At 69.0% G+C, this 25,970-nt stretch carries 23 protein-coding genes; 13 read left to right on the top strand and 10 right to left on the bottom strand.

Annotated elements, in window-relative coordinates; translation table 11 throughout:
• The first annotated feature begins 3 nt into the window (after positions 1-3).
• Genes epsC through H7J06_RS23265 form a run of 3 tightly spaced genes read left to right on the top strand, consistent with a single transcriptional unit; the run spans position 4 to position 2,413 of the window.
• Positions 4-588, top strand: coding sequence for a serine O-acetyltransferase EpsC (gene epsC, locus H7J06_RS23255; RefSeq protein ID WP_264041627.1), 585 nt, complete (start codon positions 4-6; stop codon positions 586-588).
• Between the two features lie 14 nt (positions 589-602).
• Positions 603-1,772, top strand: coding sequence for a sensor histidine kinase (locus tag H7J06_RS23260; protein ID WP_264041628.1), 1,170 nt, complete (start codon positions 603-605; stop codon positions 1,770-1,772).
• A complete protein-coding gene (locus tag H7J06_RS23265; RefSeq protein ID WP_264041629.1) occupies positions 1,769-2,413 on the top strand; it encodes a response regulator in 645 nt (214 codons plus the stop codon). The genes H7J06_RS23260 and H7J06_RS23265 overlap by 4 nt, the downstream gene beginning before the upstream one ends.
• Here H7J06_RS23265 and H7J06_RS23270 read toward each other — a convergent pair.
• From H7J06_RS23270 to H7J06_RS23285, 4 genes are all read right to left on the bottom strand, one after another.
• The gene (locus tag H7J06_RS23270) at positions 2,398-3,903 is read right to left on the bottom strand and encodes a multicopper oxidase family protein (protein WP_264041630.1); all 1,506 of its coding nucleotides are present in this window, start codon (positions 3,901-3,903) and stop codon (positions 2,398-2,400) included. The genes H7J06_RS23265 and H7J06_RS23270 overlap by 16 nt on opposite strands.
• Before the next feature lie 151 nt (positions 3,904-4,054).
• Positions 4,055-7,423 carry an ATP-binding protein gene (locus tag H7J06_RS23275; protein ID WP_264041631.1) on the bottom strand — a complete coding sequence of 1,123 codons (3,369 nt, stop codon included), beginning with the start codon at positions 7,421-7,423 and terminating at the stop codon, positions 4,055-4,057.
• Positions 7,416-8,114, bottom strand: a complete 699-nt coding sequence (locus H7J06_RS23280) for a DUF4194 domain-containing protein (RefSeq protein ID WP_264041632.1) — start codon at positions 8,112-8,114, stop codon at positions 7,416-7,418. Before H7J06_RS23280 ends, H7J06_RS23275 begins: the two co-directional genes overlap by 8 nt.
• Positions 8,111-9,604: a DUF3375 domain-containing protein gene (locus H7J06_RS23285; RefSeq protein ID WP_264041633.1), complete on the bottom strand. Its 1,494-nt coding sequence runs from the start codon at positions 9,602-9,604 to the stop codon at positions 8,111-8,113. Before H7J06_RS23285 ends, H7J06_RS23280 begins: the two co-directional genes overlap by 4 nt.
• Before the next feature lie 533 nt (positions 9,605-10,137).
• Between H7J06_RS23285 and H7J06_RS23290 the strand changes: the two genes are divergently transcribed.
• Positions 10,138-10,869: a TMEM165/GDT1 family protein gene (locus H7J06_RS23290; RefSeq protein WP_264041634.1), complete on the top strand. Its 732-nt coding sequence runs from the start codon at positions 10,138-10,140 to the stop codon at positions 10,867-10,869.
• Positions 10,870-10,873: 4 nt separating this feature from the next.
• Here H7J06_RS23290 and H7J06_RS23295 read toward each other — a convergent pair whose 3' ends face one another.
• From H7J06_RS23295 to H7J06_RS23320, 6 genes are all read right to left on the bottom strand, one after another.
• Positions 10,874-12,742, bottom strand: a complete 1,869-nt coding sequence (locus tag H7J06_RS23295; RefSeq protein ID WP_264041752.1) for a potassium transporter Kup — start codon at positions 12,740-12,742, stop codon at positions 10,874-10,876.
• A gap of 146 nt (positions 12,743-12,888) precedes the next feature.
• Positions 12,889-14,262: an NtaA/DmoA family FMN-dependent monooxygenase gene (locus H7J06_RS23300; RefSeq protein WP_264041635.1), complete on the bottom strand. Its 1,374-nt coding sequence runs from the start codon at positions 14,260-14,262 to the stop codon at positions 12,889-12,891.
• Between the two features lie 9 nt (positions 14,263-14,271).
• Positions 14,272-15,450, bottom strand: a complete 1,179-nt coding sequence (locus H7J06_RS23305) for an LLM class flavin-dependent oxidoreductase (RefSeq protein WP_264041637.1) — start codon at positions 15,448-15,450, stop codon at positions 14,272-14,274.
• A 193-nt stretch (positions 15,451-15,643) separates the two neighbouring features.
• Positions 15,644-16,030 (bottom strand): DUF2237 family protein, encoded by a 387-nt coding sequence (locus H7J06_RS23310; RefSeq protein ID WP_264041638.1) that lies wholly within the window; start codon positions 16,028-16,030, stop codon positions 15,644-15,646.
• Positions 16,031-16,055: 25 nt separating this feature from the next.
• Positions 16,056-16,841, bottom strand: coding sequence for an MBL fold metallo-hydrolase (locus H7J06_RS23315; protein WP_264041640.1), 786 nt, complete (start codon positions 16,839-16,841; stop codon positions 16,056-16,058).
• 60 nt (positions 16,842-16,901) lie between these two features.
• Positions 16,902-17,399, bottom strand: a complete 498-nt coding sequence (locus H7J06_RS23320) for a DUF1990 domain-containing protein (RefSeq protein ID WP_264041641.1) — start codon at positions 17,397-17,399, stop codon at positions 16,902-16,904.
• A 37-nt stretch (positions 17,400-17,436) separates the two neighbouring features.
• On the opposite strand from H7J06_RS23320, the gene H7J06_RS23325 reads away from it, so the two are divergent.
• The 9 genes from H7J06_RS23325 to H7J06_RS23365 all read left to right on the top strand — a co-directional run bounded on the left by H7J06_RS23325 (position 17,437) and on the right by H7J06_RS23365 (position 25,951).
• Positions 17,437-18,303 carry an aldo/keto reductase gene (locus H7J06_RS23325; protein WP_264041642.1) on the top strand — a complete coding sequence of 289 codons (867 nt, stop codon included), beginning with the start codon at positions 17,437-17,439 and terminating at the stop codon, positions 18,301-18,303.
• A gap of 45 nt (positions 18,304-18,348) precedes the next feature.
• Positions 18,349-18,972 (top strand): PaaI family thioesterase, encoded by a 624-nt coding sequence (locus tag H7J06_RS23330; RefSeq protein WP_264041643.1) that lies wholly within the window; start codon positions 18,349-18,351, stop codon positions 18,970-18,972.
• Entirely contained in the window at positions 18,969-19,391 is a 423-nt protein-coding gene (locus tag H7J06_RS23335) for a TIGR02611 family protein (protein ID WP_264041645.1), read from the top strand. The genes H7J06_RS23330 and H7J06_RS23335 overlap by 4 nt, the downstream gene beginning before the upstream one ends.
• A gap of 76 nt (positions 19,392-19,467) precedes the next feature.
• Positions 19,468-21,510: a threonine--tRNA ligase gene (thrS, locus tag H7J06_RS23340; protein ID WP_264041646.1), complete on the top strand. Its 2,043-nt coding sequence runs from the start codon at positions 19,468-19,470 to the stop codon at positions 21,508-21,510.
• A gap of 2 nt (positions 21,511-21,512) precedes the next feature.
• A complete protein-coding gene (locus tag H7J06_RS23345; protein ID WP_308205822.1) occupies positions 21,513-22,064 on the top strand; it encodes an ATP adenylyltransferase in 552 nt (183 codons plus the stop codon).
• Positions 22,061-22,738, top strand: a complete 678-nt coding sequence (gene pgsA, locus H7J06_RS23350) for a phosphatidylinositol phosphate synthase (RefSeq protein ID WP_264041648.1) — start codon at positions 22,061-22,063, stop codon at positions 22,736-22,738. The genes H7J06_RS23345 and pgsA overlap by 4 nt, the downstream gene beginning before the upstream one ends.
• On the top strand, positions 22,735-23,697 hold the full coding sequence (locus H7J06_RS23355) for a phosphatidylinositol mannoside acyltransferase (RefSeq protein ID WP_372515392.1): 963 nt from the start codon (positions 22,735-22,737) through the stop codon (positions 23,695-23,697). Before pgsA ends, H7J06_RS23355 begins: the two co-directional genes overlap by 4 nt.
• 2 nt (positions 23,698-23,699) lie before the next feature.
• Positions 23,700-24,926 carry a glycosyltransferase family 4 protein gene (locus H7J06_RS23360; RefSeq protein ID WP_264041649.1) on the top strand — a complete coding sequence of 409 codons (1,227 nt, stop codon included), beginning with the start codon at positions 23,700-23,702 and terminating at the stop codon, positions 24,924-24,926.
• Positions 24,926-25,951 carry an NUDIX hydrolase gene (locus H7J06_RS23365; protein WP_372515400.1) on the top strand — a complete coding sequence of 342 codons (1,026 nt, stop codon included), beginning with the start codon at positions 24,926-24,928 and terminating at the stop codon, positions 25,949-25,951. The genes H7J06_RS23360 and H7J06_RS23365 overlap by 1 nt, the downstream gene beginning before the upstream one ends.
• Positions 25,952-25,970 lie beyond the last annotated feature (19 nt).

A 25,970-nucleotide genomic window follows, 5' to 3' on the forward strand; every position in this document is an offset into this window, starting at 1 on the left:
CACGTGACCCTGCTCTCGACCCTGCGTGAGGATCTGGCGAACGCGCGGGCGCACGACCCCGCCTCGCGTGGTGACGTGGAGAACGCGATCGTCTACTCGGGCTTGCACGCCATCTGGTCGTACCGGCTGGCCCACCGACTGTGGGCGAAGCCGGCGCTGCGCGGGCCCGCGCGGATCCTGACGCAGCTGACGCGCTTCCTCACCGGCATCGAAATCCATCCCGGCGCGACGATCGGTCGGCGCTTCTTCATCGACCACGGCATGGGTGTGGTCATCGGCGAAACGGCCGAGGTCGGCGACGACGTGATGATCTATCACGGGGTCACCCTGGGCGGCCGGACCCTGCAACAGGTCAAGCGCCATCCCACGATTGGCCACCGGGTGACCATCGGCGCCGGCGCCAAGGTGCTCGGCCCACTGACCGTGGGGGACGACAGCGCGATCGGAGCCAACGCCGTCGTGACCCGTGACGTGCCCGCGGGGTCCATTGCCACCGGCATTCCCGCCGTCGTGCGGGTGCGGACGGAGAAGCAGCGCGAAGAGGGCGTCGACCCGACCTACTACATCGACCCCGCGATGTACATCTGAGGATCGAGCCCGCGGTGACCTCCCGTGCGGACCGGGTCCGGTGGGCGATTCGGCTGGCGCCACTGCTGTTGGTGCCGGTGATGTTGGCGGCGAGCACGTTCCCCGGTCGGTTCCACGTGTCGGCCACCTACTGGGTGCTCGCGGTCGCGGCCGCCGTCACCTTCGCCGCGGGCAGGTGGTGGCCCGTCGCGGCGTCTCTCCTCCTGTCCGCACTGGCGGTGCCGTTGTTCGCCGCCGAGGCGTGGGGTCTGTCCGGCCTGGTGCCCTACCTCGGTGCCGTGGCCGTCGCGGACGTCGCGGCGCGAAGCGACCGGAATCGAGCCGTGGTGGTGGTGGCCGCGGCGTGGCTGACCGCACTGCTGCTGGGCAACTGGTTGGACGCCTACTCTGCGCTCTGGAGTGCCACCAACGCGGTGACACTCGTCGCCGGTGTCGGCCTGCCCCTTCTGCTCGGCCTCTACCTGCGTGGCCAGCGGCGCCTTGCGGCCACGTATCGGGAGCGGGTTGCCGATGCCGAATCGCGAAGAATGGCAACGGAAGTCGCCGTCCGTGCCGAGGAGCGCACGGCCATGGCGCGCGAGCTCCACGACCTGGTCGCGCATCACATGGCCTCGATCGTGGTGCGGATCGGCGTGGCCGAGCACGTCCTCGAGGGCCTGGACCCGCGGGTGGTCACGGTGCTCGCCGACGTGCACGACACGGCCGCGGATGCGCTCACCGACATCCGACGGCTTCAAGTTGCGCTGCGGGATCCGATTCTCGGCGAGATCGCGATGATCGAACCCGAGGCGGTGTGGGCCGAGGTCGACGCGGCCGTCGCACGGGCCCGGGCGGCCGGGTTCACCGTCGTTTCGCGGATCGACCGTCGGCTGGTCGGACTGGATGCGATAGCGCGGCTCACCCTGCTGCGCGTGACGCAGGAGGCGCTCACCAACGTGATGAAGCACGCGGATCCGTCGACCCCGGTCGAGGTGGACGTCGAGGGGCGCGACGCCGGCGTCTCGGTCCGCGTCGTCAGCGGGGTCGTACCGGGACCGTCGTCCGCCGAGGGGCACGGAATCATCGGCATGACCGAACGTTTGGAGCGCGTCGGCGGCCGATTCGAGGTTCGGCGGGGTCCGAACGAGTGGGTCGTCGAGGCGTGGCTGCCGACGTCCCCGACCTCCGAGGAGGTACCGCGATGACCGCGATCCGCGTGCTGATCGTCGACGACCAGAGGCTGGTTCGGGCCGGGCTGCGCATGCTGTGCGAGTCGACCCCGGACCTCGACGTCGTCGGAGAGGCCGCCGACGGAGAACAGGCGGTGAAGTCCGCGCTCGAACTGGTTCCCGACGTCATCCTGATGGATCTGCGGATGCCGGGGCTGGACGGCATCGAAGCCACGCGCTTGGTCATGTCGGCCCGGCCGGAGTCGAAGGTGTTGGCGCTCACCACCTTCGACGACGACGCCCACCTGTATCCGGCGCTCGCCGCCGGCGCGGCGGGATTCCTGGTCAAGGACACCAGTCCGGCGGAGCTCCTCGACGCCATCCGTCGCACGGCGCGTGGGGACTACTCGCTGTCCCCGCACCTGTTGCGGCGGTTGGTCGCCAGGGCGACCGACGCCCAGGCCGCCACGCCCGCCGGGCCACCCGCGGACCCGCTCACCGCACGCGAGCTCGACGTCCTGCCGTTGGTCGTCGAGGGGCTGTCCAACCAGGAGATCGCCGATCGACTCCATCTGGGTGTCACGACGGTGAAGACGCACGTCGCGAACCTGATGGAGAAGACCGGATCGGCCAACCGAGTTCAGTTGGCCGTCCACGGGTATCAGCGCATGGCGTGATCGGGCATGTCCATCTGCTCTGGCGCGGGCTCCTCGCCGGGTGCGAGGACGAGGAACTGGCCCATCATTCCCTGATCCTCGTGCATCGCGAGGTGGCAGTGGTACATGTACGGGCGGGTGCGGTCCGTGTAGTCCGAGAACCGAAGCGCGAGCCGAAACCGTTGTCCCGGAGGGGTGTACACGGTGTCCTTGTACCCCGCGAGCGCGGCGGGGGGTGGCTTCCCGTCGACGTCGAGAATCCGGAACTGGGTGTCGTGGACGTGGAAGTTGTGCGGCCAGTCGTCGACGTTGCGCACGGTCCAGATCTCGTCCGTGTCGACCGTGCTGCAGAAGTCGACGCGGTCCATGTCCATCCGCTGCGAGTTGATCATGTGCCACTGCAGATCGAACGACCTCGCCGTGTGCGCCCGAGATGCCGCGGGCTCGGGGAGGTGCGTCAGGATCGCAGGCAGGGCTGCACTCGCGGCCAGTGTCCGGTACGGCCGGAGCTCGAGGACGTCGAAGGAGTCGTCGACTCCGAACTGGTGGGCCTTGCGGGAGGGCAGCCCGGCCCGTGCCTCGATCGGAAAGGACCGCAGCAGCGCGGGGGTCCCGGGGTTTACCGCGACGACGATCTCGACCCGCTCGCCGGGGCTCAGTTGAACGCGTCGGGCCGCGACGGGGTCGGCCAGCAGACCGCCGTCACTGGCGACCAGATGGAATTCCCGGTCGTCGGCGAAGCCCAGGTTGTACAACCGGCCGCCGGAGCCGTTCAGGATGCGGAGTCTGACCTTTTCCGATTGCACCGAAAGGTAGGCGTCCGCAATGCCGTTGGTGACGATCGTGTCTCCGAGCAGGCCGACGTCCGTCGCGTCGGACTCGTCGAGAGCGCCGGTCGAGGTGAACTTGCGGTCCTGGATGATCAGCGGAATGTCGTCGACGCCGTAGTCGTGGGGCAGTGCGTCGGGCGAGGCGTCGTCGTCCACGATGAACAGGCCGGCCAGTCCGCGATACAGGTGCTTCTCCGTCTGTCCGTGCGGATGCGGGTGATACCACAGCGTGGCCGCGGGCTGTCGAATCGTCCAGGCCGGGCGCCAGCGTCCGCCTGGGGCGACGGTCTGATGCGGACCACCGTCACACTGGGCAGGTAGATGCATGCCGTGCCAGTGCACGGTGGACGCGACGGGCAGCGCGTTCTCGAACTCCACCGCGACGGATTCCCCTTGGCGCGCCCGCAGGGTGGGTCCGAGAATCGAACCGTTGTAACCCCAAGTGGCCGTGGCCATTCCGGCGACGATGGAGCTGGTGCCCGGTTGGGCCCGCAGACTGAACGTCCTCGTGCCCTCCTGGTCGAGGGTCGAGTCTGCGAGTGGCGGGATCGGCAACCGGCGGCGACGGCCCTCGTCGTCCGACGGTGGGCGCGGCGCGTCCGTTGCCGAGCACGACAGTGCGAGCGCGACCGGGCCCGCCGCGAGACCGACGAGAAAGCGTCGGCGAGATGGGGATGGCACGGTGTCCTCCGAAGGGCTGTTGGTCGACCAACTGACCCCTCGAGTCTTCGTCGTGGCAGCACGGGACGAATCCGCCGACGGGCCGCCAATTCCGGGCTCGGGTTCCTCCGACTGGGCCTTGCGGCACCACCGCCATTCTGGTAGCGGCGTGTCAGACGGTCGCCGGCACCCGTGCCGTCGCCGCGGAGACCATCATGTCTTGCTTCAGGGCGGTGAAGTCGGAGATGGTCTTGGTCGCCACCGTCGCGACCGGCCGCGCGTTGCGGCCGGTGGCGTCGGCCTTGGACACCATCACCACGCTGTCGATGTAGGGCTGGATGGTGGTGGCGTTCTGCACCGTTGCGACGATGACGAGCTGGAAGCCGAACTTGCGGAACGCCTGCAACGCCTGCTGCGCGAACTGCGGATCGGACTTGGAGAACGCCTCGTCGAGCATCAGCTGCGCGAACACCGGTCGGTTGTCGGCACTCTCGGGATTTGCCAGGTTGAAGCTCAGGGCACCGGCGAGGCAGAACGCCATCAGCTTCTCCTGCTCGCCGCCCGAGTTGTCGCCGGCGTTGCTGTGGGTGCGGATCAATTCCTCGGTGTGGGTGTCCCATTCGGCGCAGTCGAAGGTGAACCGGTTCCGTACGTCGAGCGCGTCGCGCGTCCACGCCTTGTCCTCGGGTGCGGTGGACGCCAACCGGTTGCGCAGCCGCAGGATGTCGGCGTACTGGTCGAGGATGGCCTGCTTGTCGCCCAGCCCGACTTCGGCGATCCGCCGCGAGATGGCCTTGACGACGTCGGTGAGCTCGGCGACGGCGGTCAGGCTGCGCGGGGTGGCGCGCAACGTCAACCGGGTGCCGCGGTTGAACTCCACGGAGCCCAGGCCGGTGTTCACCCGCGTGATCTGCTCGCTGATGCGCCGCGTCTCCTGCTCGGCCACCCGGTGCAGTGTCAGGATCGCATCCGGGGCCTGCTCGGTGACCAGTCGCATCATCCGCTCGTAGGCCTCTGGGAGCTCCCGCTCGTCGATGTGCCGGCACAGCGCCACGTAGTCGTGGACGCGCTCGTCGAAGGCGTCACTGTCGTTGGGGATCGCGTCGGGGAACGCGGTGTCGAAGGTGTTGAGGATGCGGGCGAGCTCGTCGTAGGAGCGCCTGCGACTTTCGCGGAGTTGTTCGCGCTCGCGGCGAATCGCGGTGAACACCGCCTCCCGGTGGGGTTCGGGGTTGAGCAGTTCCAGCGTCACCGGCACGTCGCCGGCATAGCGGTTCAGCAGCTCGGTCAGCGGCTCCGAGACGAACGCCGGGGCCAGGCGCTCGACGAGTTCGAGCAACCGGGTCCGCCGCCCGTCGAGGTCGTCGCGGCGGGTCTGAATGGCCCCGCGACGCGTCATGAGCGTCTGGATCTCGTCCCAGCACTCGTCGGCGCGCGCGTTGAGGGCCTCGATGTCGGGGTGTTCGGCCAGCAGCAGCTCGTACTGGTCGCGGAGCCGGTCGGCGTGACCGTCGGCTGAGACGACGTCGACCTGATTCCACTGGGGGAACTGCTCGCAGATGGCCTTGCAGGCCGCGGCGCGGTCACGCACGAGTTGGCGCTCGGCGGCGATGGCGTCGGCGGCGCTGCGGGCCTGGTGGTAGGCCTGCTCGGCGGCGGCCAGGTCGACGGTCAGTGCGTCGATCTTGGCGGCGACGTCGCCCTGGAAGATGTAGTCCGCCTGGCGAAGTGGGCGCCTGTCGTCCTTGACGGCCAGCCGGTCGGAGTCCTTGTACAGACCGGTGTCGGTGACCGCGCGGCGGAAGCGGGGGAACACGTCGGGGACGTCGACGCAGACGTGGTCACCGGCAGCGGCGACGACGTCGGCCGCCTCGGCGGCGCAGGGGTGGCGCTCGTCGACGACGAACAGCTTGCCCGCCAACGTGTTTGGTTCGGCCTCTGCGGGCTGGGCACCGACGAACTTCGCGCGGACGTGATGCAGCTGCAGGCGCCCGCCCATGTTGGTGTCGTTGACGAATCGCAGCACCGCCGCATAGTGGCTGTCGGGGACCAGTAGTCGCAGTCCCACGCCGCGCAGCACCTTCTCCACCGCCACGCGCCAGCGGCCGTGCTCGGGCCGCAGGTCCATCAGCTCGGCGATGTAGGGCAGCTCACCGGCCTCCACGCCGACGGCGGCGCAGATGTGGTCGCGCATGGTGATCGCCGATTCGGGCAGCGCCGACCCGACGTGCTCCACGCGGCGCAGTTCCTTGGTCGCGTCGTCACGGGCGATCCGCGCGACCTTCTGGGCGTACTCGGCGTCGGTGGAGGCGTCCCGGCCGCGGTCGAGCTTGGCGAGCAGTTCGTTGGCCTGCGTGCTGAGCTCCTCCCGCAGATTCCAGAACTCGTCGGCAGTCTCGGGGATCCGGACGTCGTGCGGGGCGAGCATGGCCTCGTAGGCGGCGCGCCGGCGCGATACCTCCTCGGCCTGCGCCTCGGCCGCGGCGACCTGCGACTGCAGCGGTCCGATGCTGGCGCTGGATCCGCTGATCTGCGCGTTGAGTGAATCAGCTTCGGCCTTGGCGAGATTCAGCGACCTGGTCACGTCCTCGTACTCGTTGCCCAGCTGGTCGATGGTGGCGTCGAGTGAGTCGATCTGCGTCGGTGCCTGGGCCAGTCGGACGTGATCGGTGTAGGCCCGCACCATCGGTTGGTCGACGAGGTCGATGATGCCGAGGTCCGAGGACTCCGACCCGTAGCGCTGCTGAATCTTCTCGATGTCGCCGAGGATCTTGCGCTTGCGTTGCGCGACGGCAAGCAGCTCGCGGGCGTCGACCAGGGGGTCGATCTGCTTGAGTGCGTCTGGCAACCGGGTGAGGCTGCTGGGCTCGTCGAGCATGAACTCGCGGACGAATTGTTCGAGTCCGCCGACGCTCTTGAGCGACTTGGCCTTTCCGAGCAGCTGTTGGGCCGCGTCGGAGGCGCGGATGCCGATGGTCGCGTAGAGCTGCGCGAGGTACTGGGACTCGACCTTGGTCGAGAATCGCCAGTCGTCCTTGAACACCCCCGCGTCGAACCGGTTGGACGCCCACCGGTTGCAGACGTCTTCGACGTCGCGGTCGCCGTCGGCCAGGACGAACCGGCTCGAGGAATCCGAACGTGATTCGCCGGTAAGCCATTTGAGCACCAGCCCGGTGACGGCGCGGCCGGTGTTGCTGGTGTAGGTGACGGCCACCGCCGACCACGCGGCGCCGTCGCCCCGGAGGTACATCACCTTGCTGGCGCCCGCCTCGCTGCGCTGGCCCCAGGCGCCGCGCACGTACTTGTCGACGGTGCGGCGCCCGGCGCTGGACCCGGCCGCGGAGTTGTCGCCCGAGGCGTTGAAGTTGCGACGGTTGAACGGAAGGAAGCCCAACGAAATGGCGTCCAGCAGTGAGGACTTGCCGCTTCCGGAGGCACCGGCGATCAGCGCGCCGCCTTCACTGAACGGGATGGAATGGTATCCGTCGAACACGCCCCAGTTGACGACCTGAAGGCGGGACAGGTGAAATTGCTCAGACATCCAGTGTCACGTCCACTTCGCTTGGCAGGCCGGTGCTTCCACCACTGAGGAGCAACTCGAACTGCTGTTGTAATTCGGTGATCACCGACGCCGTCATGACCGCGGTGATGACGGGGCTGACGGTGTAGCTGTCCTCGTCGTCGCGGCTCCTGCGGAGGATCTCCAGCGACGCCAGCCGTGCGATCGCGCCGTCGATCCTGGCGGTGAACGTCACGACGTCGCGGTCGACGTCGTTGAGGACACCGGCGAACAGGCCGTGCACCTCGTCACGGCTGATCAGCACGGTGTCGTCACCGGAGGCGCGCATCATCTGGGCCAGGTGCAGCGCCAGGATCGAGTCGTAGGTGCCGAGCGGTTCGCGGCGCAACAGCTTGACCCCGCGCGCCGATTCGTACCGAGCCTGCTCGACGAACGCGACGTCGACCCCTTCGATCACCTTCAGCACCAGGTCGAGTTCGGAGAGGCGGACGGTGAGTTGACTGCGGTACTCCAGCACCCAGGTGTAGAGGTCGCGTTCGGTCTCGGCGTTGATGTAGCGCCGGGTCAGCAGATGTTGCAGCGCCCAGCAGGCGCGGTCGGGCAGCTCGCTGACGTCGCCGTCGAAGCGTGGCTTGCGTTGGTGCGGAGGGCGGGCGGACTGGTCGACCTGGGGCAGCGACGAGAAGTCGATGTCGCGCTCGACGCCGGTCACGACGCCGCGCCCAGCAGGCTCGAGACGGGTTCGGTGAACATCAGGTGCGGAACCTCCATTTCACGGTCGCGCCCGTCCAGGGACTGGAAGCGCACCGTGGTCGACGCCGTCGTGGGCGCGGCCGGGCTGGTGGGAGCGGGTTGTTTGAGGGCCCAGGACCACAGCACGATGACGTGGCCCAGGTACGCGGCGTCGAGCATGTCTACGGCGTCGGGCAGCGAGAGCGGGCCGTCGGCGATCGCGGTGTTGATCAGTTCCGACATGGCGGGGGCGTCGACCTGCGTGGTCAGCGCGGCGAAGCTGGACAGGTCGACCTCGCTGCCTGCGGCGCGGGCGGGTCGCGGGTTGGACAGGTCGCCGATGCGGAAGCTCAGCGCGCCGATCGAGCTGATGGCGTGGCGGGCCAGGGGCAGTTCGAGGTCGAGGCGGGAGTCCGTGAGCGACGACTTCAGCAGCGTTCGGGCGGCGCCGATGGCCTCGTTGAGCTGACGCGCCACGCCGCGGCTCTGCTCGAGGGTGCCGAACGCGGTGAACCGCTTCACGCGTTGGGCGCAGCGCTGCTGGATGCGTTCGACCTCGTCGATCTGGTGGCCGACCAACTCGAAGAAGCCGGCCATGACCTTGCGCAGGGCCGGGTCGAGCGCGGGCAGGGCCTCGGCGACGGCGGCGACGTCGGCCTCGAATTCGGCGCGCTGGTCGGGGTCGTTGATCATCCGCAGGAACGCGCGGTGGGAGTCACGGCCCTGCGAGTCCCAGGCGGCCTGGTAGTCGGCGTACATCTGGCGTTGGCGGTCGCGGTACTCCAGGTTGCTGTCGATCGGCTCGTCGAGCGCCGCGGTCGCCTGTTCGATCATCGTCCCGTACTGGCCGATGTCGGTGATCAACCGCTCCATCTGCAGGGCGATGGCGCGTGCCTCGTCGTAGACGTCGGTCAGGTCCGGCTCGGGACGGATCACGTCGTCGTCACCGTGGTCCAGCGCGTCCAGCGCGGCGTGCAGCGCGGCGATCTCGGACTCGATGCCGGCGCGCATGCGGTCGGGGTCGTTGCCGACGCGCAGGGCCACCTGCTTGAGTCGCGCGGCGATGCCGTTGATCGAACCGCCGGTGGCGATGGTGTCCTGCCGGCGCATCCCGCGAAGGAAGTCCAGCGCCCGACGGGCGTCCTGGGTGAGGTAACAGAGGTTGCGTTCCACGCCGGTGCGCTGGTCGGCGACGCGGTGCAGCCAGCCCTGGCTGGCCCACGACTTGATCAGGGCGAGTCCCGACTGCTCGCCGCCGGGACGTCCCAGGTCCTCGAGGTCGCGTTCCAGCCGGACCACCAGGTCGGTCTCGCCGATCACGCCGTCGTTGAGGTGGCGTTCCATCAGCGTGCCGTACACCCCGAGGTTGGACGTGGCCAGTAGCCGGATCGTGGGCGAGCCCTGGATGTCGCGGTTGAGTTCGAGGAGCTCGGTTGCCGACGGGGGTGGTGCCTCCGCCGCGTCGTCCACCTGAGGTCCTCCTCGTCGTCGTTCTTCGTCGTGTGTCGTTCGTCGACGGTCCAAGATAGGGGTTCAAGATATGGCACGCCGCCGACGGGGATCGCGTGACGCGCAGGGACCAACCGGTCGTCCTGCCCGAGTTCGTCACATGGGCCTCAACAGTCGCGCAAGCCCCACCGAGCTCTGCCGTGACGGGGCCCCAACTCGGGCCGACTCCGGCCCGGCAGAATCGTTCCGGCAATCCAGTTCAATCGGATCCGGGCGCCCGAACTTTGGCAGTAATACTCCCCAAACTTATTGAGGGCGTTGACTTTTGGGCTCACGGAAGTTGCCCCCGACCGGGGTGGGCGGGTATGGTCGTGGCAACGAAGGGGAGTAGCCCCCAATCCGGCAGTCGACATGCTGGCAGCGCGTGCGCCGCCCGGTTGCCAGGACCGGTCCACCGACCGGTGGGCGAGACCTTCGGCCGCTTTGACCATTGGGTTGTCGGCCGGAGGCACGTCCGCGTCCTCCTGCGAGGCCCACCGACCGAGGAGTGTTGGGTGCTCGCCGCGCTACTACTCAGTTTCGCCGTCATCTTCGTCGCCGAAATGGGTGACAAGTCTCAGCTGATGGCGATGATGTTCGCCCTTCGCTACAAGTGGTGGGTGGTGCTCGCCGCCATCACCGCGGCGACCACCGTCGTGCACGTGCTGTCGGTGGCCATCGGCCACTACCTCGGGGCCGCGCTGCCGACGCACCTGCTTGGGATCGTCGCCGGAGTCATGTTCGTCATCTTCGGTCTGTGGACTCTGCGCGGGGACAAGCTCACCGATGCCGACGCCAACCGCGCCCAGAAGGCGGCCGCGCCGGCGTTCTTCGTGGTCACCTCCGCCTTCCTGCTCGCCGAACTGGGCGACAAGACCATGCTCGCGACGATCACCCTCGCCGCCGACAACGACTGGGTCGGCGTCTGGATCGGATCCACCGTCGGCATGGTGGTGGCCGACGGCCTCGCCATCCTCGTCGGCGCGGTGGCGGGCAAGCACCTTCCCGAGCGGTTGATCCAAATCTCGGCGGCCGCGTTGTTCCTGCTCTTCGGCGTCTACATGCTTCTGGAGAGCTTCGTCCCGACCATGCCCGTCGCGCTGATGGTCGCCTGCTCGGCCGGAGTCGTCGCGTTGTTCGGTGCCGTCCTGTGGCGGCTGCCGGAGCGGTGGCGTCCGTCGGTCCTGCGGACCCCGACGCCGGCACTGAATCGCACCGACGGCGCGGAGTCCGCGGCACACTCCTGATCGCTCAGAACTCGATGCGCGAACCCATGACCACGGTCCGGTCGTGGGGCAGGTGGAAGAAGTCCGCCGCGTCGGCCGTCAAGTAGGACGTCGCGACGAACAGCCGCTTGCGCCACGGGGCCATGGTCGGTTCGGGCCCGGCGTCGAGCTCGAGCTTGGACAGGAAGTACGACGCCTCGTCGACGTCGATGGTCCCCTCGGTCTCCTCCGCGGTGAGCAGACGCAGCGCGGCCGGGACGTCCGAGGGCTCCATGTAGCCGAATCGTGCCGTCACGTGGACGATTCCGTCCTGGACGTAGCCCAACGAGTCGACGTCGGTGCGCTGGTCCTCGGGGATGCGCGGCACCGGCTCCGTCTCGATGGTCATGATCACCACGTGGTCGTGGCGGACGTGACTGTGTTCGACGTTGGCCCGCATCGCCAGCGGCGCCGTCTCCTTGCCGCGGTTGAGGAACACCGCGGTACCGGGCACGCGGGACAGCGGCGGATCGTAATGGGACAGCCCCTCGACGAACTCCTGCAGCGGCCCCTCGGCCTTCTCCCGTGCCGCGGTGACGAGCTTGCGACCCCGTTCCCAGGTCATCATGACCGTCCACGCCGTGACGGCGATGAGCAGCGGCAGCCAGGCGCCGTGCACCAGCTTGGTCAGGTTGGCCGCCAGGAAGAGGGCGTCGACGAGCAACAGTGCGCCACCGCCGATGACGACCATCCACAGCGGCGTGCCCCATCGAGTGCGGGCCAGGTAGAAGAACAACAGCGTGACGATCGAGATGGTTCCGATCACCGCCATTCCGTACGCGTAGGCCAGCTTGGCCGAGCTCTCGAAGGCGAACACGAGGATCAGCACCGACACCATCAACATCCAGTTGATCGCCGGCACGTACACCTGCCCGTACGCCGACGCCGAGGTGTGGACGACCCGCAGCCGCGGGAGCAGGCCCAGTTTCGCGGCCTGAGACGCGACCGAGAACGCCCCGGTGATCACCGCTTGCGACGCGATGATGGTGGCCGCGGTGGCGAGCAACACCATCGGCAGCCGCGCCCAGTCGGGTAGCAGCAGGAAGAACGGGGCACTGACGGTCCGTTGGTCGCCGATGATCAGCGCGCCTTGACCGAAGTAGTTCAGCATGCACGCGGGCAGGACGATGAACAGCCACGCCAGCGTGATGGGGCGCCGACCGAAGTGCCCCATGTCGGCGTACAGGGCCTCGGCGCCCGTGACGGCGAGGACCACCGCCGCGAGCGCGAAGAAGGCAATGTGGAAGTGCCCGAACATGAATGACAGCGCGTAGGTGGGGGAGACGGCCTTCAGGATCTCGGGGTGGTCGACGATTCCCCCGATGCCGAAGGCGCCGATCGACACGAACCACAGAATCATCACGGGTCCGAAGAGCCGGCCCACCTTGGCCGTGCCGAAGCGTTGAGCCATGAACAGGCACACGATGATGACTGCGGTGATCGGCACGATCCAGTCCTGAAGATCTGGCGTGACGACCTTGATGCCCTCGATCGCCGACAGCACCGAGATCGCCGGGGTGATCATGCTGTCACCGAAGAACAACGACGCGCCGAACAAGCCGAGTGCCGCGAGCACCGCCGCGGTCCGCCGACCACGGGACGCCGCCCCGTGCTTGAGCATCGTGATGAGCGCCATGATGCCGCCCTCGCCGTCGTTGTCCGCGCGCATCACCAGCGTGATGTAGGTCAACGTGACGATGATCATCACCGACCAGAAGATCAGGGACACAATGCCGTACACGTTGTCGACGCTGATCGGCACCGGGTGCGGGTCAGCGGGGTCGAACAGCGTCTGCAGGGTGTAGATGGGGCTGGTGCCGATGTCGCCGAACACCACCCCGAGCGCGCCGAACACCAACGCGACCCGAAACGGCGGGGTGTGATTCGCGTGGGCCGGCCGGGAAGGCGACGTAGTGGCGTCGGGGTTCGTCTGCACCGCGGTGTCCTTGCGTTAGGCCGGCAAACTCCGATCGTAAACCGCGGTGTCGGAGAAGCTCCGCCTCACACGGCCGACGCCGCGTCCACGACGTTCGCCGGTGCGGAAAGCCCGAGGTGGTCGCGCAGCGTGGTGCCCTCGTAGTCCGACCGAAACGTCCCGCGTTCCTGCAGCAGCGGCACCACCCGGTCGACGAACGGGTCCAGGCCACCGGGTGTCACGTGCGGCACGAGGATGAAACCGTCGCTGGCGTCGGCCTGGACGAGGTGGTCGATGCGGTCGGCGACCGTCTGCGCCGACCCCACGAAGTTCTGCCGTCCGGTGACCTCCACGATCAGTTCGCGCGACGTCAGTCCCTCCGCCTCGGCCCGCGCCCGCCACTCGCGGGCCGTCGCGACGGGATCGCGGTACATCCGCACGCTGGCCCGGCCGCGGGCGATCGTGTTCTCGCCGACCACCGGGTCCACCGAGGGCAGCGGACCGTCGGGGTCGTGATCGGAGAGGTCCCGGTTCCACAGCTGTTCGAGGAACTTGATGGCCGTCTGCGGCGAGACCTGCGCGAGCCGTACCTCCTGCGCGATCTCCGCCGCCTCGGCGTCGGTGTCGCCGAGGACGAACGTCGCCGCGGGCAGGATCAGCAGTTGGTCGTGGCGGCGACCGTACTTGGCGAGGCGGCCCTTGACGTCGGCGTAGAAGGCCTGGCCGTCCTCCAGGGTGCCGTGCCGGGAGAAGATCGCGTCGGCACCTGCGGCGGCGAACTCGCGCCCGTGGTCGGAGTCACCCGCCTGGAAGATCACCGGCCTGCCCTGGGGGCTGCGCGGCACGTTGAACCGGCCGCTGATGTCGAAGTGCTTGTCCGAGTAGGCAAACGACCCCGCGGCGGCGTCGTCGAGGAAGGTCCCGCCGTCCTTGTCGGCGGTGACCTCGTCGCCGCGCCAGGAGTCGAAGAGCGTGTGGGCTGCGGCCAGGAAGCTCTCGGCGCGCTCGTAACGTTGGTCTTCGGCCAGGTAGCCGCCGCGCCGGAAGTTCTCCCCGGTGAACGCATCCCACGACGTGACGACGTTCCACGCGGCGCGCCCGTCGGAGAGGTGGTCGAGCGAGGCGAACTGCCGCGCGACCTCGTACGGTTCGTTGAACGTCGAGTTGATGGTGCCCGTCAGTCCGAGTCTGTCGGTGACCGCGGCCAGGGCAGCCAGCACGGTGAACGTGTCCGGCCTGCCGACGACGTCCAGGTCGTAGATCTCGCCGCCCTGCTCCCGCAGCCGCAACCCCTCGGCCAGGAACATGAAGTCGAACTTGCCGCGCTCCGCGGTCTGGGCGAAGTGGACGAACGAACCGAAGTCGATGTGGCTGCCGGAGGCGGGATCGCTCCACACCGTGGTGTTGTTGACGCCGGGGAAGTGTGCGGCGAGGTGAATCTGCTTGACGGGCTTGGACATCGAGTGTTCCTAAGAGGTCGCGACGGTGGAGTAGCGGTTGGCGGGTCGGCCCAATCCGAGTGCCTCGCGAAGGGTCGTGTGCGCATACGAGGCGCGGAACAGGCCGCGCGCGCGCAAGTTCGGAACCAGGCCGTCGGTGATTTGGAGCAGGTCGTGTGGCAACGTCGCCGGCCGCAGCCGGAACCCGTCGGCCCCCGCGTCGTGCCACTGCGCGAGCAGGTCGGCCAACTCGGCCGGCGTCCCAGCGAAGATCTCGGCGTCACTGCGAAGAGCACGCCCGGCCACCTCGTCGAGCCGGTCCCGGCGGGACCGCGCGGCCTCGGCCGTGTCGTCGAGGAACACGATCAGGTCGGCGAACACGCGCACCGCCGCGCCACCCGTGCGGTGCCCGGCGATCTCCTCGACGATCGCCGTCGTCTCCCGGGCGTCGTGGGGGGTGATGAACCCGACGTCGGCACCGGCGGCGATGAGTCGGTACGCCGCGTCGACGTGTCCCAACGCGGCGACGATCGGCTGTCCTTGCGGCGGCCGCGGGGTGATCGACGGGCCCTTCACCGAGAACCATCGCCCCTCGAAGTCGACGTAGTGCAGCTTGTTCTTGTCGACGAACCGGCCGGTGGCGACATCGCGGATCTCCGCGTCGTCCTCCCAGCTGTCCCACAACCGGCGGACCACCTCGACGTAGTCGGCTGCCTCGTCGAGAAGATCGGTGCCGGCCCCCTCGGGAATGGCCCGACGGCCGAAGTGCCGGGCCGCCACGGGACTGGCCGACACCTGGATCCGGACGCCGGCGCGACCCGCGCTCACGTAGTCGAGGGTCGCGATTGCCTTCGAGGCGTGGAACGGCTCGGTGTGGGTGGCGATCACCGTGGGCACCAACCCGATGAGACGGGTGCGGGGCGCCACCCGTGCGGCGACGAGGGTGGCGTCGAGGCGGCCGCGCACCCGGTCGGTCCGGTCGTCGGCCCGCAGCGGATGTTCGGACTGCAACGCCAGACCGTCCTCGATGGTGACGAAGTCGAGCAGGCCTCGTTCGGCCTCGCCGACCAGGTCGGTCCAATAGCCGGCGGTCAGCAGGTCGGCCGGTCGGGCGTCGGGCTCACGCCACGACGCGGGATGCCATCCCGTTCCGTCGAGCGCGAGGGCCAGATGAAGTGGATCGGAGCTACCGGGCACGGACGTTCTCACTTTCGGTCACGGTCACCAGCACAACGCCGTTGCGCGTGCGCGTCATTCCAGCCGTGCGCCGCGACGGTACCCGCCCGTGCGTCCAGCCGTCGCCGAATCAGCCCGTCGTCGCAGGTCACCCCGTCAGTGTCGGCGTTCGTGCGCCGTCGTCGCAGAGATCGGCGCAGGGTGATGCCAAATGCCGCCGCCGCGGTCAGAGGCCGGCGAGGTCGTCGGGCACGTCGACGGCGTGGGCGCGAAGGACCTCGAGCGGCACGACGTCGAGCGTGCGCTCGTGACTGGCGGCCAGCACGACGGGGGTGCCAACGCCATCCCGTTGCGCCCGTAGCCAATTCGTGGCGGTGACGCACCACCGGTCCCCGGGCACCAGGCCGGGGAACCGGTACTGCGGCATCGGTGTGGTCAGGTCGTTGCCGATGCCTCGCTGGTGGTCGAGGAATTCGGTGGTGACGACGGCGCAGATGGTGTGCAGGCCGACGTCCTCGGGACCCGTCGAACAACAGCCGTCGCGGTGGAAACCGGTGAGCGGGTCCGTGCCGCACGGGTCCAAAGGACCGCCGAGGACGTTGCGATCGGGCATGACGCCAGTATCGCCCACGCACCCGCTACGCGTCGGTGGCGATCGCGTTGGCCAGCAGCCTCGGGTCGTGCGCGGAGACGATCAGCAGGTTGGGATCGCGGTGGGCGTACAGTTCGGCAAGCCGGGAGTGGTTGTCGCGCATGGCCTTCCGGTCGAAGGCAACGAGCTTCTCGGACACCTTGAGCCCCCACGGAACCCGGGACCGGCCGTCGAGGGTGCCCTCGTAGTAGAAGGCGTCGCCGCAGTGCAGCACCCAGCGGTGACCCGCGTCGACGGCCACGCAGGCGTGCCCGCGGGTGTGGCCGGGCAGCGAGACCAGCACGATTCCCGGGGCGATCGAGTCCAGTTCCTTGGCGGCGGCGAAGCCGCGCCACTTCTCGCCGGTGGGTTCGTGCTCGACGATGTGCGGCCCGTGCGCCCACTGCGTGCGCCGGAAGCGGAACCTCTCCATGCGCGTCGGCGGGGTCGTCGCGCCGAGGGCCTCCGCGGCGGTGACGTGAATCTGCGCGTCGGGGAAGTCGGCGATGCCGCCGACGTGGTCCATGTCGAAGTGCGTCGCGACGACGTGGCGCACGTCCGTGCGGTGAAAGCCCAAGGCCTCCACCTGGCGGGCGGCCGTCTCGTTCACGTCGAAGCGCGGCCGGATCACCCGCCGCGACGGCCCGACGCGACGGGGGTCGGCGCAGTCGAGCAGGCCGAACCCCGTGTCGACCAGAACCAGGCCGTTGCCCGTCTCGAGCAGCAGGACGTGGCACACCGTCGGCGCACCGGGGGAGTCCATCGTCCCGCAGTTGAGGTGGTGCACCCTCATCGTCTGCTCACCCTCCGCCGTGGTTCACCCGTCGGCCTCGCCGTCACGCTAGCGCGGCGGTCAGAGCGCACGCAGATACCGTCTGCTCACGACGCGCTGCATCAGCGACGTGAACGGCCCGGCCAGCTTGCTCCACCACGTGCCGTGCCGCGAGAAGGCGCTGATCTCGGCGTGGACGGTGTCGTCGCCCGGGTCGAATCGCACGGCGAACAGTTCCTCGCCGATCTCGGCGTGACCGGGCAGCGTGCCGTAGGCGAACCCCCGGCGGTCGGGTTCGTCGACGACGTAGACCACCCGGCAGGGCGCCCGTACCGGGCCCAGTCCGACGACGACCTCCGACCCGACGGCCGCCACCTCCGTCGTGGCGGTCACGCGCAGCCCGGCGCCGCGGAGCATGCCCCATCGCATCACCTCGGCGGCGGCCTCCTCGAACCTCGCCCGCCCGTGCCCGATGACCGCCGAGGCGTGCAGGTGGTGGTAGCCGGGCGGTGGCGGGCCCGCGGTGGCACCGACTTCGGCGTAGGTGAAGGGCAGTCCGGCGAGGTCGCGCAGTATCACCAGCCCACCATGCCACTGCGGCGGTACCGTCGAGGACGTGACCACTCAACCCGTCGCTCAAGCATCCGGAACGTTCACCATCGGTGGCGATCTCACCGTCAACCGGCTGGGATTCGGCACCATGCGTCTCACCGGCAACGGCATCTGGGGACCGCCCGACGACCGTGCCGAAGCCATTCGCGTTCTGCGGCGCGCCGTCGAACTCGGCATCGACTTCTTCGACACCGCCAACTCCTACGGCCCGTACGTGGCCGAGGAGCTCATCCGTGAAGCGCTGCACCCGTATCGGGACGGCCTCGTCATCGCCACCAAGGCCGGTCTGGTGAGGACCGGCGAGAACGAGTGGGCCCCTCTCGGCTTCCCGGCGTACCTGCGTCAGGAGGTCGAGATGAGCCTGCGCCGGCTCGGCACCGACCGCATCGACCTCTTCCAGTTGCACCGGATCGACTCGAAGTTCCCCGCCGAGGACCAGGTGGGGGAGCTCGCCGCGCTGCAGAAGGAGGGCAAGATCCGGCACATCGGACTCTCCGAGATCACCGTCGACCAGCTGACGGCGGCGCAGAAGGTCGCCTCGATCGCGTCGGTGCAGAACCGGTACAACATGGCCGAGCGCGGTGCCGATCCACTCCTCGCGGCCTGCGAAGAGCAGGGCATCGCGTTCATCCCGTGGGCGCCGCTGGGCTCCGGGCCGCTCGTCGCCGACGGTGGCCCCCTGCAGCGGATCGCGTCCCAGCACCGCATCAAGCCCTCGCAGTTGGCCGTGGCCTGGCTGCTCAAGCGCTCGCCGGTGATGGTGCCCATCCCCGGCACCTCGCGCGTCGCCCATCTCGACGAGAACGTCTCGGCGGCCGAGGTCACGCTCACCGACGAGGAGTTCGCCGCGCTCGCCGACACCGACCAGTAGCAACCGGGTACGCGCCGCCACTCGCCGAGGCAATACGGTGGGCGGGTGAAGCCCGACCCCGAACACCTGCAATCCGGCGGCGGCTTCAACCCGCCGGTGCCGACGACCAACGGCGGCCCCGACTACGGGCGGTTCGTCGAGGCGGTCCGCACGCTGCAGGACCTGACCCGCAGCGCCGACGCTCCCGACGACGTCGTGACGCGCGCGGCCGATCTGATCGAGGACGTCAACGCGTTGCTGACGCCGTATGACGCCGACGAGTGGCGGTCGCCGTCGGGGCGCCGGATGGACCTGCCGAACCGGGGCAACATCATGCAGGTTCCGGTGAACCTCCGCGTCGTCGACGACGGAGTCGCAGGGACGGCGCGCTTTCGCCGGTTCCACCTCGGCCGCAACGGCGCGGTGCACGGCGGCGCGCTGGCGTTGCTGTTCGACTCGCTGCTCGGCTACACGGCGTTCAAGCTCAGCGAGAGCCCGCGGCAACGCACCGCGTTCCTGCACGTCGACTACCGCAAGATCGTGCCGGTGGAGAAGGAGTTACGAGTGGACGCGGGCATCGACCGGATCAACGGTCGCAAGATCTTCCTCACCGGCCGCCTCCTGGACGGCGACGCCGTGCTGTGCGAAGCCGAGGCCCTGTTCCTCAAGCTCCTGCCGGGCCAGCCATGAGCAGGCTCGGTGACGTCAAGCACCGGTGGTCGCGGTGGCGCGACGGGCTGCGCGACCGACCCACCTACGACCTCGTCTACCGCATCGTGGTCGGCGTGGTGGGCTTGGCGGTGCTTGGCCTCGGCATCCTCGCGATCCCGTACCCGGGGCCGGGGTGGGCGATCGTCTTCCTCGGACTGGGCATCTTGGCGACCGAATTCGAATGGGCCCATCGACTCCTGCGGTACACCAAGGAGCGCTACGACCGCGTGATGGAGTGGTTCGGGGAGCAAGGCCTGTGGGTCAAGGTGCTCGGCGTCGTGCTCACCGGCGCCGTCGTGATCGCCACTCTGTGGTTGTTCGGCGCGCTCAGCTTCGCCGCCGGACTGTTCGGCATCGAGCAGCCGTGGCTGAAGAGTCCCATCGGCCTGGGGTCTTGAGCGTTCGCACCGACACCCACCCCGATACCATGGTCGCGTCCAACGCGCCCGTACCGCTTGATCAGGAGACCCACCGATGACCGCCGTCGCCAGCATCGCCCCAGCAGCCCCGATCCGGGTCGCTGCCGGGACCACGGCCGGCTCGGCGGTACGTGACGCCGGGCTGCCCAGTCGAGGAGCCACCGACGCGATCGTCGTCGTGCGCGACGCCGAGGGCCGGCTACGGGACCTGTCGTGGATCCCCGACGCCGACGCGGAGGTCACCCCCGTCGCCGCCGACACCGAGGAGGGGCGCAGCGTCATCCGCCACTCGGCGGCACACGTCCTCGCCCAGGCGGTCCAGGGCATGTTCCCCGAGGCGAAGCTGGGCATCGGTCCGCCCATCACCGACGGCTTCTACTACGACTTCGAGGTGCCACGCGCCTTCACCCCGGAAGATCTCACGGCGCTGGAGAAGCGCATGCAGAAGATCGTCAAGGACGGACAACTGTTCGACCGCCGGGTGTACGCGTCCAAGGACGAGGCGCGCGAGGATCTCGCCGACGAGCCCTACAAGCTCGAGCTGATCGACGACAAGTCCGGCGACCCGGACGTCATGGAAGTCGGCGGCACCGAACTCACCGCCTACGACAACCTGAATCCCCGGACCAGAGAACGCATTTGGGGCGACCTGTGCCGCGGTCCGCACATTCCCACCACCAGGTACATCCCGGCGTTCAAGCTGACCCGTAGCTCGGCGGCCTACTGGCGGGGCAACCAGGCCAACGCCAGCCTGCAGCGCATCTACGGCACCGCCTGGGAGTCGCAGGAAGCACTCGACCGTCATCTCGAACTGATCGAGGAGGCGCAGCGGCGCGACCATCGCAAGCTCGGCGTCGAGCTGGATCTGTTCAGCTTCCCCGACGAGCTGGGCTCCGGCCTGCCGGTCTTCCACCCGAAGGGCGGCATCATCCGGCGCGAACTCGAGGACTACTCGCGCCGCAAGCACGAGCAGGCGGGCTACGAGTTCGTCAACACCCCGCACATCACCAAGGAGCACCTGTACATCACCTCGGGGCACCTCGAGTGGTACGCCGACGGCATGTTCCCTCCGATGCACGTCGACGAGGAACTCAACGAGGACGGCACGGTGCGCAAGCCCGGCCAGAACTACTACCTCAAGCCGATGAACTGCCCGATGCATCACCTCATCTACCGGGCGCGCGGACGGTCCTACCGCGAACTTCCGTTGCGGCTCTTCGAGTTCGGCTCGGTGTACCGCTACGAGAAGTCCGGCGTCGTGCACGGGCTGACCCGGGTGCGCGGCATGACCCAGGACGACGCCCACATCTACACCACCCGCGAGCAGATGCGCGACGAGCTCACCTCGCTGCTGCGCTTCGTGCTCGACCTGCTCGCCGACTACGGTCTCGACGACTACTACCTGGAGTTGTCCACCAAGGACCCCGACAAGTACGTCGGCTCGGACGACGACTGGGAAGAGGCCACCGAGACGCTCCGCGAGGTCGCCGAGGCGTCCGGGCTGGACCTGGTGCCCGATCCCGGCGGCGCGGCGTTCTACGGACCGAAGATCTCGGTCCAGGTCAAGGACGCGCTGGGCCGGACCTGGCAGATGTCGACCATCCAGCTGGACTTCAACATGCCCGAACGCTTCGAGCTGGAGTACACCGCGGCCGACGGCAGCCGGCAGCGGCCGGTGCTGATCCACCGCGCCCTCTTCGGGTCGATCGAGCGGTTCTTCGGGGTGTTGACCGAGCACTACGCCGGCGCCTTCCCGGCCTGGCTGGCACCGGTCCAGGTGGTCGGCATCCCCGTCGCCGACGCATTCGTCCCGTACCTCGAAGACGTTGCTGCGCAACTGAAGGCGCGGGGTGTTCGGGTCGACGTCGACGCCAGCGACGACCGGATGGCCAAGAAGATCGTCAACCAGACCAACCAGAAGGTGCCGTTCATGCTGCTCGCGGGGGAGCGCGACGTCGAGGCGGGTGCGGTGAGCTTCCGTTTCGGTGACCGCACCCAGATCAACGGCGTGCCCCGCGACGTCGCCGTGGAGACCATCGTGAACTGGATCGCCCGACGCGAGAACGCTGCTCCGACAGCGGAACTGGTGACGGTGTGACGGTGGACCCGGAGAACACGATCGTCGACCGCGGGGTCGGCGACCCCGACCACCTTCAACGGCTGTGGACTCCGCACCGGATGAACTACATCGCCGAGGGAAAGGTAGAGGGCGGCTCGGCTGCGTCGTCGGAACCGTTCACCGACATCCCGGCGATGTCCGACGAGGACGGTCTGGTGGTGGCGCGCGGAGAGCTCGTCTACGCCGTGCTGAACCTCTACCCGTACAACCCCGGACACCTCATGGTGGTGCCCTACCGCAGAGTCTCCGAACTCGAAGACCTCACCGACGCCGAGAGCGCGGAGCTGATGGCCTTCACGCAGAAGGCCATTCGGGTGATGAAGTCGGTCTCTCGGCCGCACGGCTTCAACGTCGGCCTGAACCTCGGGCACTCGGCGGGCGGAAGCCTCGCCGAGCACCTCCACATGCACGTCGTGCCGCGGTGGGGTGGGGACGCCAACTTCATCACCATCATCGGCGGCTCCAAGGTCATCCCGCAGTTGCTTCGCGACACCCGCCAGTTGCTGGCAGACGAGTGGGCGGCTCAGTCGTGAGCGACTTCTACCTGCTGACCAGGGCGGCGTATGCCAAGCTGAGCCGCCCGGTGGCGAAGGCCTCGCTGCGCCTCGGTCTCACCCCCGACGGCATCACCGTCATCGGTACCGCGGGAACCGTCATCGCGGCGCTGACGCTCTTCCCGATGGGACAGTTGTGGTGGGGCGCGTTCACGGTGTTCGTCTTCGTCCTGGCCGACATGCTCGACGGTGCGATGGCACGCGAGCGCGGGTTCAGCACCCCCTTCGGGGGCGTCCTGGACGCGACGTGTGACCGCATCGCCGACGGCGCGATCTTCTGCGGGCTCCTGTGGTGGGCGACCTTCGGGGTGCACAGCACGTCGCTGACAGTGGCCACGATGATCTCGCTGGTCACCTCGCAGGTGATCTCTTACGTCAAGGCCAGGGCCGAGGCCAACGGGCTCAAGGGCGACGGCGGATTCATCGAACGTCCGGAGCGGCTCATCATCGTGCTGGCGGGCGCCGGGCTGTCCGGGGTGTCGTTCCTGCACGTGCCGTGGCTGCTTCCCGTCTCCATGTGGGCATTGGCGGTGGCCAGCCTGGTCACGCTGGGCCAGCGACTTCACTCGGTACGCGTCTCGCCGGGCGCCGCCGAACCGATCCGCACCACCCCGCCGCCCAACGACTCCGAAGCGGAGGCGAGCGAGCCGTGAGCACCCCATCTGGGGGGTTGCCGCGTGTGCGCGGGGTCCGGGTTCCCCTCGGGGGCCAATTGTCCGACCTCGGCTACGCCGCCGGATGGCGGGTGGTGCGAGCGCTGCCGGAGTTCGCCGCCCGCAACGCCTTCGAGGCCGGCGCGCTCTACGCCGCCCGTGGCGGCGGCCCCGAACAGCTCCGCAAGAACCTGGCCAGGGTGATCGGCGTCGCACCCGCCGACGTGCCCGCCGAACTGGTCCGGGCATCACTGGCGTCCTATGCCCGTTACTGGCGGGAGGCGTTCCGGCTGCCGTCGATGGACCACCAGGTCCTGGCCCACCAGCTCGACGAAGCGGCCATCGGCGGGGAACACGTCGCGGCGGCACTGGACGCGGGCCGCGGTGCGGTCCTGGCGCTGCCGCACAGCGGCAACTGGGACCTGGCCGGGGTGTGGCTCACCAACACCTACGGTCGGTTCGCGACGGTGGCCGAACGCCTCAAACCCGAGTCGCTGTACAAGCGGTTCCTCGACTACCGGGAGAGCCTCGGGTTCGAGGTACTGCCCCTCACCGGCGGCCCGCGGCCACCCTTCGAGATCCTGGCCGAACGGCTCCACGACAACGGGCTGGTGTGTCTGATGTCGGACCGCGACCTGACCAGGAGCGGTGTGCAGGTCGATCTGTTCGGCGAGCCGACGATGCTGCCCGCCGGCCCCGCCAAGTTGGCCATGGCCACCGGTGCCGCGCTGCTGCCGGTGCACTCGTACTACACACCCACGGTCACGGTCACCGACATCGGCGCCCCGCTGGACACCTCCTCGGGGGACGTCACGGCCGTCACGCAGGCGCTGGCCGACCGGTTCGGCGCCAACATCGCCGCCCACCCCGCCGACTGGCACATGCTGCAGCCGCAGTGGATCGCCGACCTGTCGGAGGAGCGCCGGGCCAGGCTCGACCAACCCTCCGGCGGGCGATAGCCGTGCGGATCGGGATGGTGTGCCCGTACTCGTTCGACGTCCCGGGCGGCGTACAGGCGCACGTGTTGCAACTCGCCGAGGTGATGCGGGGCTACGGACACCACGTGAGCGTCCTGGCACCGTCGTCACCGGAGGCCAACCTGCCCGACTACGTCGTCTCCGGCGGCAAGGCCATTCCCATCCCGTACAACGGGTCGGTCGCGCGGCTGCGGTTCGGTCCCGCCACCCACCGCAAGGTCAAGAGGTGGCTCGTCGACGGTGACTTCGACGTGCTGCACATCCACGAGCCCAATGCGCCGAGCCTGTCGATGCTGGCGCTCATGATCGCCGAGGGGCCGATCGTCGCGACGTTCCACACCTCGACCACGAAGTCGTTGACGCTCAGCGTGTTTCAGGGCATCCTGCGGCCCTGGCACGAGAAGATCGTCGGGCGCATCGCGGTGTCCGACCTGGCCAGACGCTGGCAGATGGAGGCGCTCGGCTCCGACGCGGTCGAGATTCCCAACGGCGTCGACGTCGACTCGTTCGCCTCGGCACCCGTTCTCGACGGCTACCCGAGACCCGGCCGGTCGGTCCTGTTCCTCGGTCGGTTCGACGAACCGCGCAAGGGGATGGCCGTCCTGCTCGCCGCGTTGCCCGCCCTGGTCGAGTCGTTCCCCGACGTGGAGATACTCGTCGTCGGACGTGGCGACGAGGAGGAGTTGGCCGAGGAGGCCGGCGACCTCGCCGGCCACCTGCGTTTCCTGGGGCTGGTCGACGATGCCGGGAAGGCGTCGGCGATGCGCAGCGCCGACGTGTACTGCGCCCCCAACACCGGTGGGGAGAGCTTCGGCATCGTGCTGGTCGAGGCGATGGCCGCCGGCACGGCGGTGGTGGCCAGCGACCTCGACGCGTTCCGCCGGGTCCTCGAGGACGGGGCCGCGGGCCGCCTGGTGCCGATCGAGAACCCGACGGCGTTGGCCGCGGCCCTCGTCGAGATGCTCTCCGACGACGCTGCGCGCCGACGGTACGTCGAGGCCGCCTCCAGGGTGGTGCGCCGCTACGACTGGTCGGTGGTGGCGCGGGAGATCCTGCGGGTCTACGAAACCGTCTCGGGGGCCGGGGTGAAGGTGAGGGTCGAGGGCACCACCGGCAACGGGGAGCCGACCACGAGCAAGCCGCCCGGTCGCCGAGCGGCCAGGGCGAGCGCGAAGGCCGCCGAACGTGAAGCGGCGAAGGACATGGCGTGATCATCTGGCTGATCGTCGCCGCCCTCGTGCTGCTGGCGGCGGTGCTGCTGGTCGGCGGCATCTGGGCGTTCCAGACCGCCCACCGACTGGACCGCCTCCACGTGCGCTACGACCTGTCCTGGCAGGCGCTCGACGGCATCCTGGCCCGGCGTGCCGTCGTCGCCCGCGCCGTGGCGACCGACGCCTACGGAAACGCCCCGGCAGGCAGACAGCTGGCCGCACTGGCCGACGCCGCGGAACGGGCCCCGCGCAACGCCAGGGAGGCCGCGGAGAACGAGCTGTCGAACGCGCTGGCGGCGGTCGACCCGACGTCGCTGCCCGTGGCTCTGGTCGCGGAGATGGCCGACGCGGAAGCGCGCGTGCTGCTGGGGCGACGCTTCCACAACGATGCCGTGCGCGACACGCTGGCGCTTCGCGAGCGGCCACTGGTGCGGTGGTTGCATCTCGGCGGAACCGCGCCGATGCCAAGCTATTTCGAGATCGCCGAACGCGCCGCCCAACGCTCGTTCGGGCAGCAGGTCTACAAGCGCACGTCGGCCCGCATCGTCCTGCTCGACGAGCTGGGGTACGTCCTGTTGTTCTGCGGATCCGATCCGGCCGCCGAGTCGGCGCCGCGCTGGTGGTTCACCGTGGGCGGAGCCGTCAAAGCCGGGGAGACCCTGCCGGACGCCGCCGTTCGAGAGCTCGCCGAGGAGACCGGTCTGCGGGTCAGCAAGGCGGACTTGATCGGACCGGTGTGGAAGCGGGACGCGGTCTTCGACTTCAACGGTTCGGTGATCCGCAGCGAGGAGATGTTCTTCGTCTACCGCACCCTGCGGTTCGAACCGTCGTCCGCGGGCTTCACCCCGTTGGAGAAGCGCACCATTCACGGGCACCGTTGGTGCGACGAGGCCGCGATCGCGCAGCTGGTCGAGGGCGGAGAGACGGTGTACCCGCTGCAGCTCGCGGAGTTGCTCGCCGAGGCCAACGCGTTGGCCGCCCCTGGGTCGACCGGACCGGCGCGGCAGCTGCAATCGATCAGATGACCGCCGGCGCCACGTGCGG

The sequence above is a fragment of the Mycolicibacterium hodleri genome (assembly GCF_025822245.1).
GTDB lineage: Bacteria > Actinomycetota > Actinomycetes > Mycobacteriales > Mycobacteriaceae > Mycobacterium > Mycobacterium hodleri.

What these genes read in the sequence shown, in the direction of transcription:
- H7J06_RS23265 (WP_264041629.1), top strand. Translation starts at nt 1,769, where the DNA reads ATGACCGCGATCCGCGTGCTGATCGTCGACGACCAGAGGCTGGTTCGG.
- H7J06_RS23275 (WP_264041631.1), bottom strand. Translation starts at nt 7,423, where the DNA reads ATGTCTGAGCAATTTCACCTGTCCCGCCTTCAGGTCGTCAACTGGGGC.
- H7J06_RS23300 (WP_264041635.1), bottom strand. Translation starts at nt 14,262, where the DNA reads ATGTCCAAGCCCGTCAAGCAGATTCACCTCGCCGCACACTTCCCCGGC.
- H7J06_RS23310 (WP_264041638.1), bottom strand. Translation starts at nt 16,030, where the DNA reads ATGCCCGATCGCAACGTCCTCGGCGGTCCTTTGGACCCGTGCGGCACG.
- H7J06_RS23315 (WP_264041640.1), bottom strand. Translation starts at nt 16,841, where the DNA reads ATGAGGGTGCACCACCTCAACTGCGGGACGATGGACTCCCCCGGTGCG.
- H7J06_RS23335 (WP_264041645.1), top strand. Translation starts at nt 18,969, where the DNA reads ATGAGCAGGCTCGGTGACGTCAAGCACCGGTGGTCGCGGTGGCGCGAC.
- thrS (WP_264041646.1), top strand. Translation starts at nt 19,468, where the DNA reads ATGACCGCCGTCGCCAGCATCGCCCCAGCAGCCCCGATCCGGGTCGCT.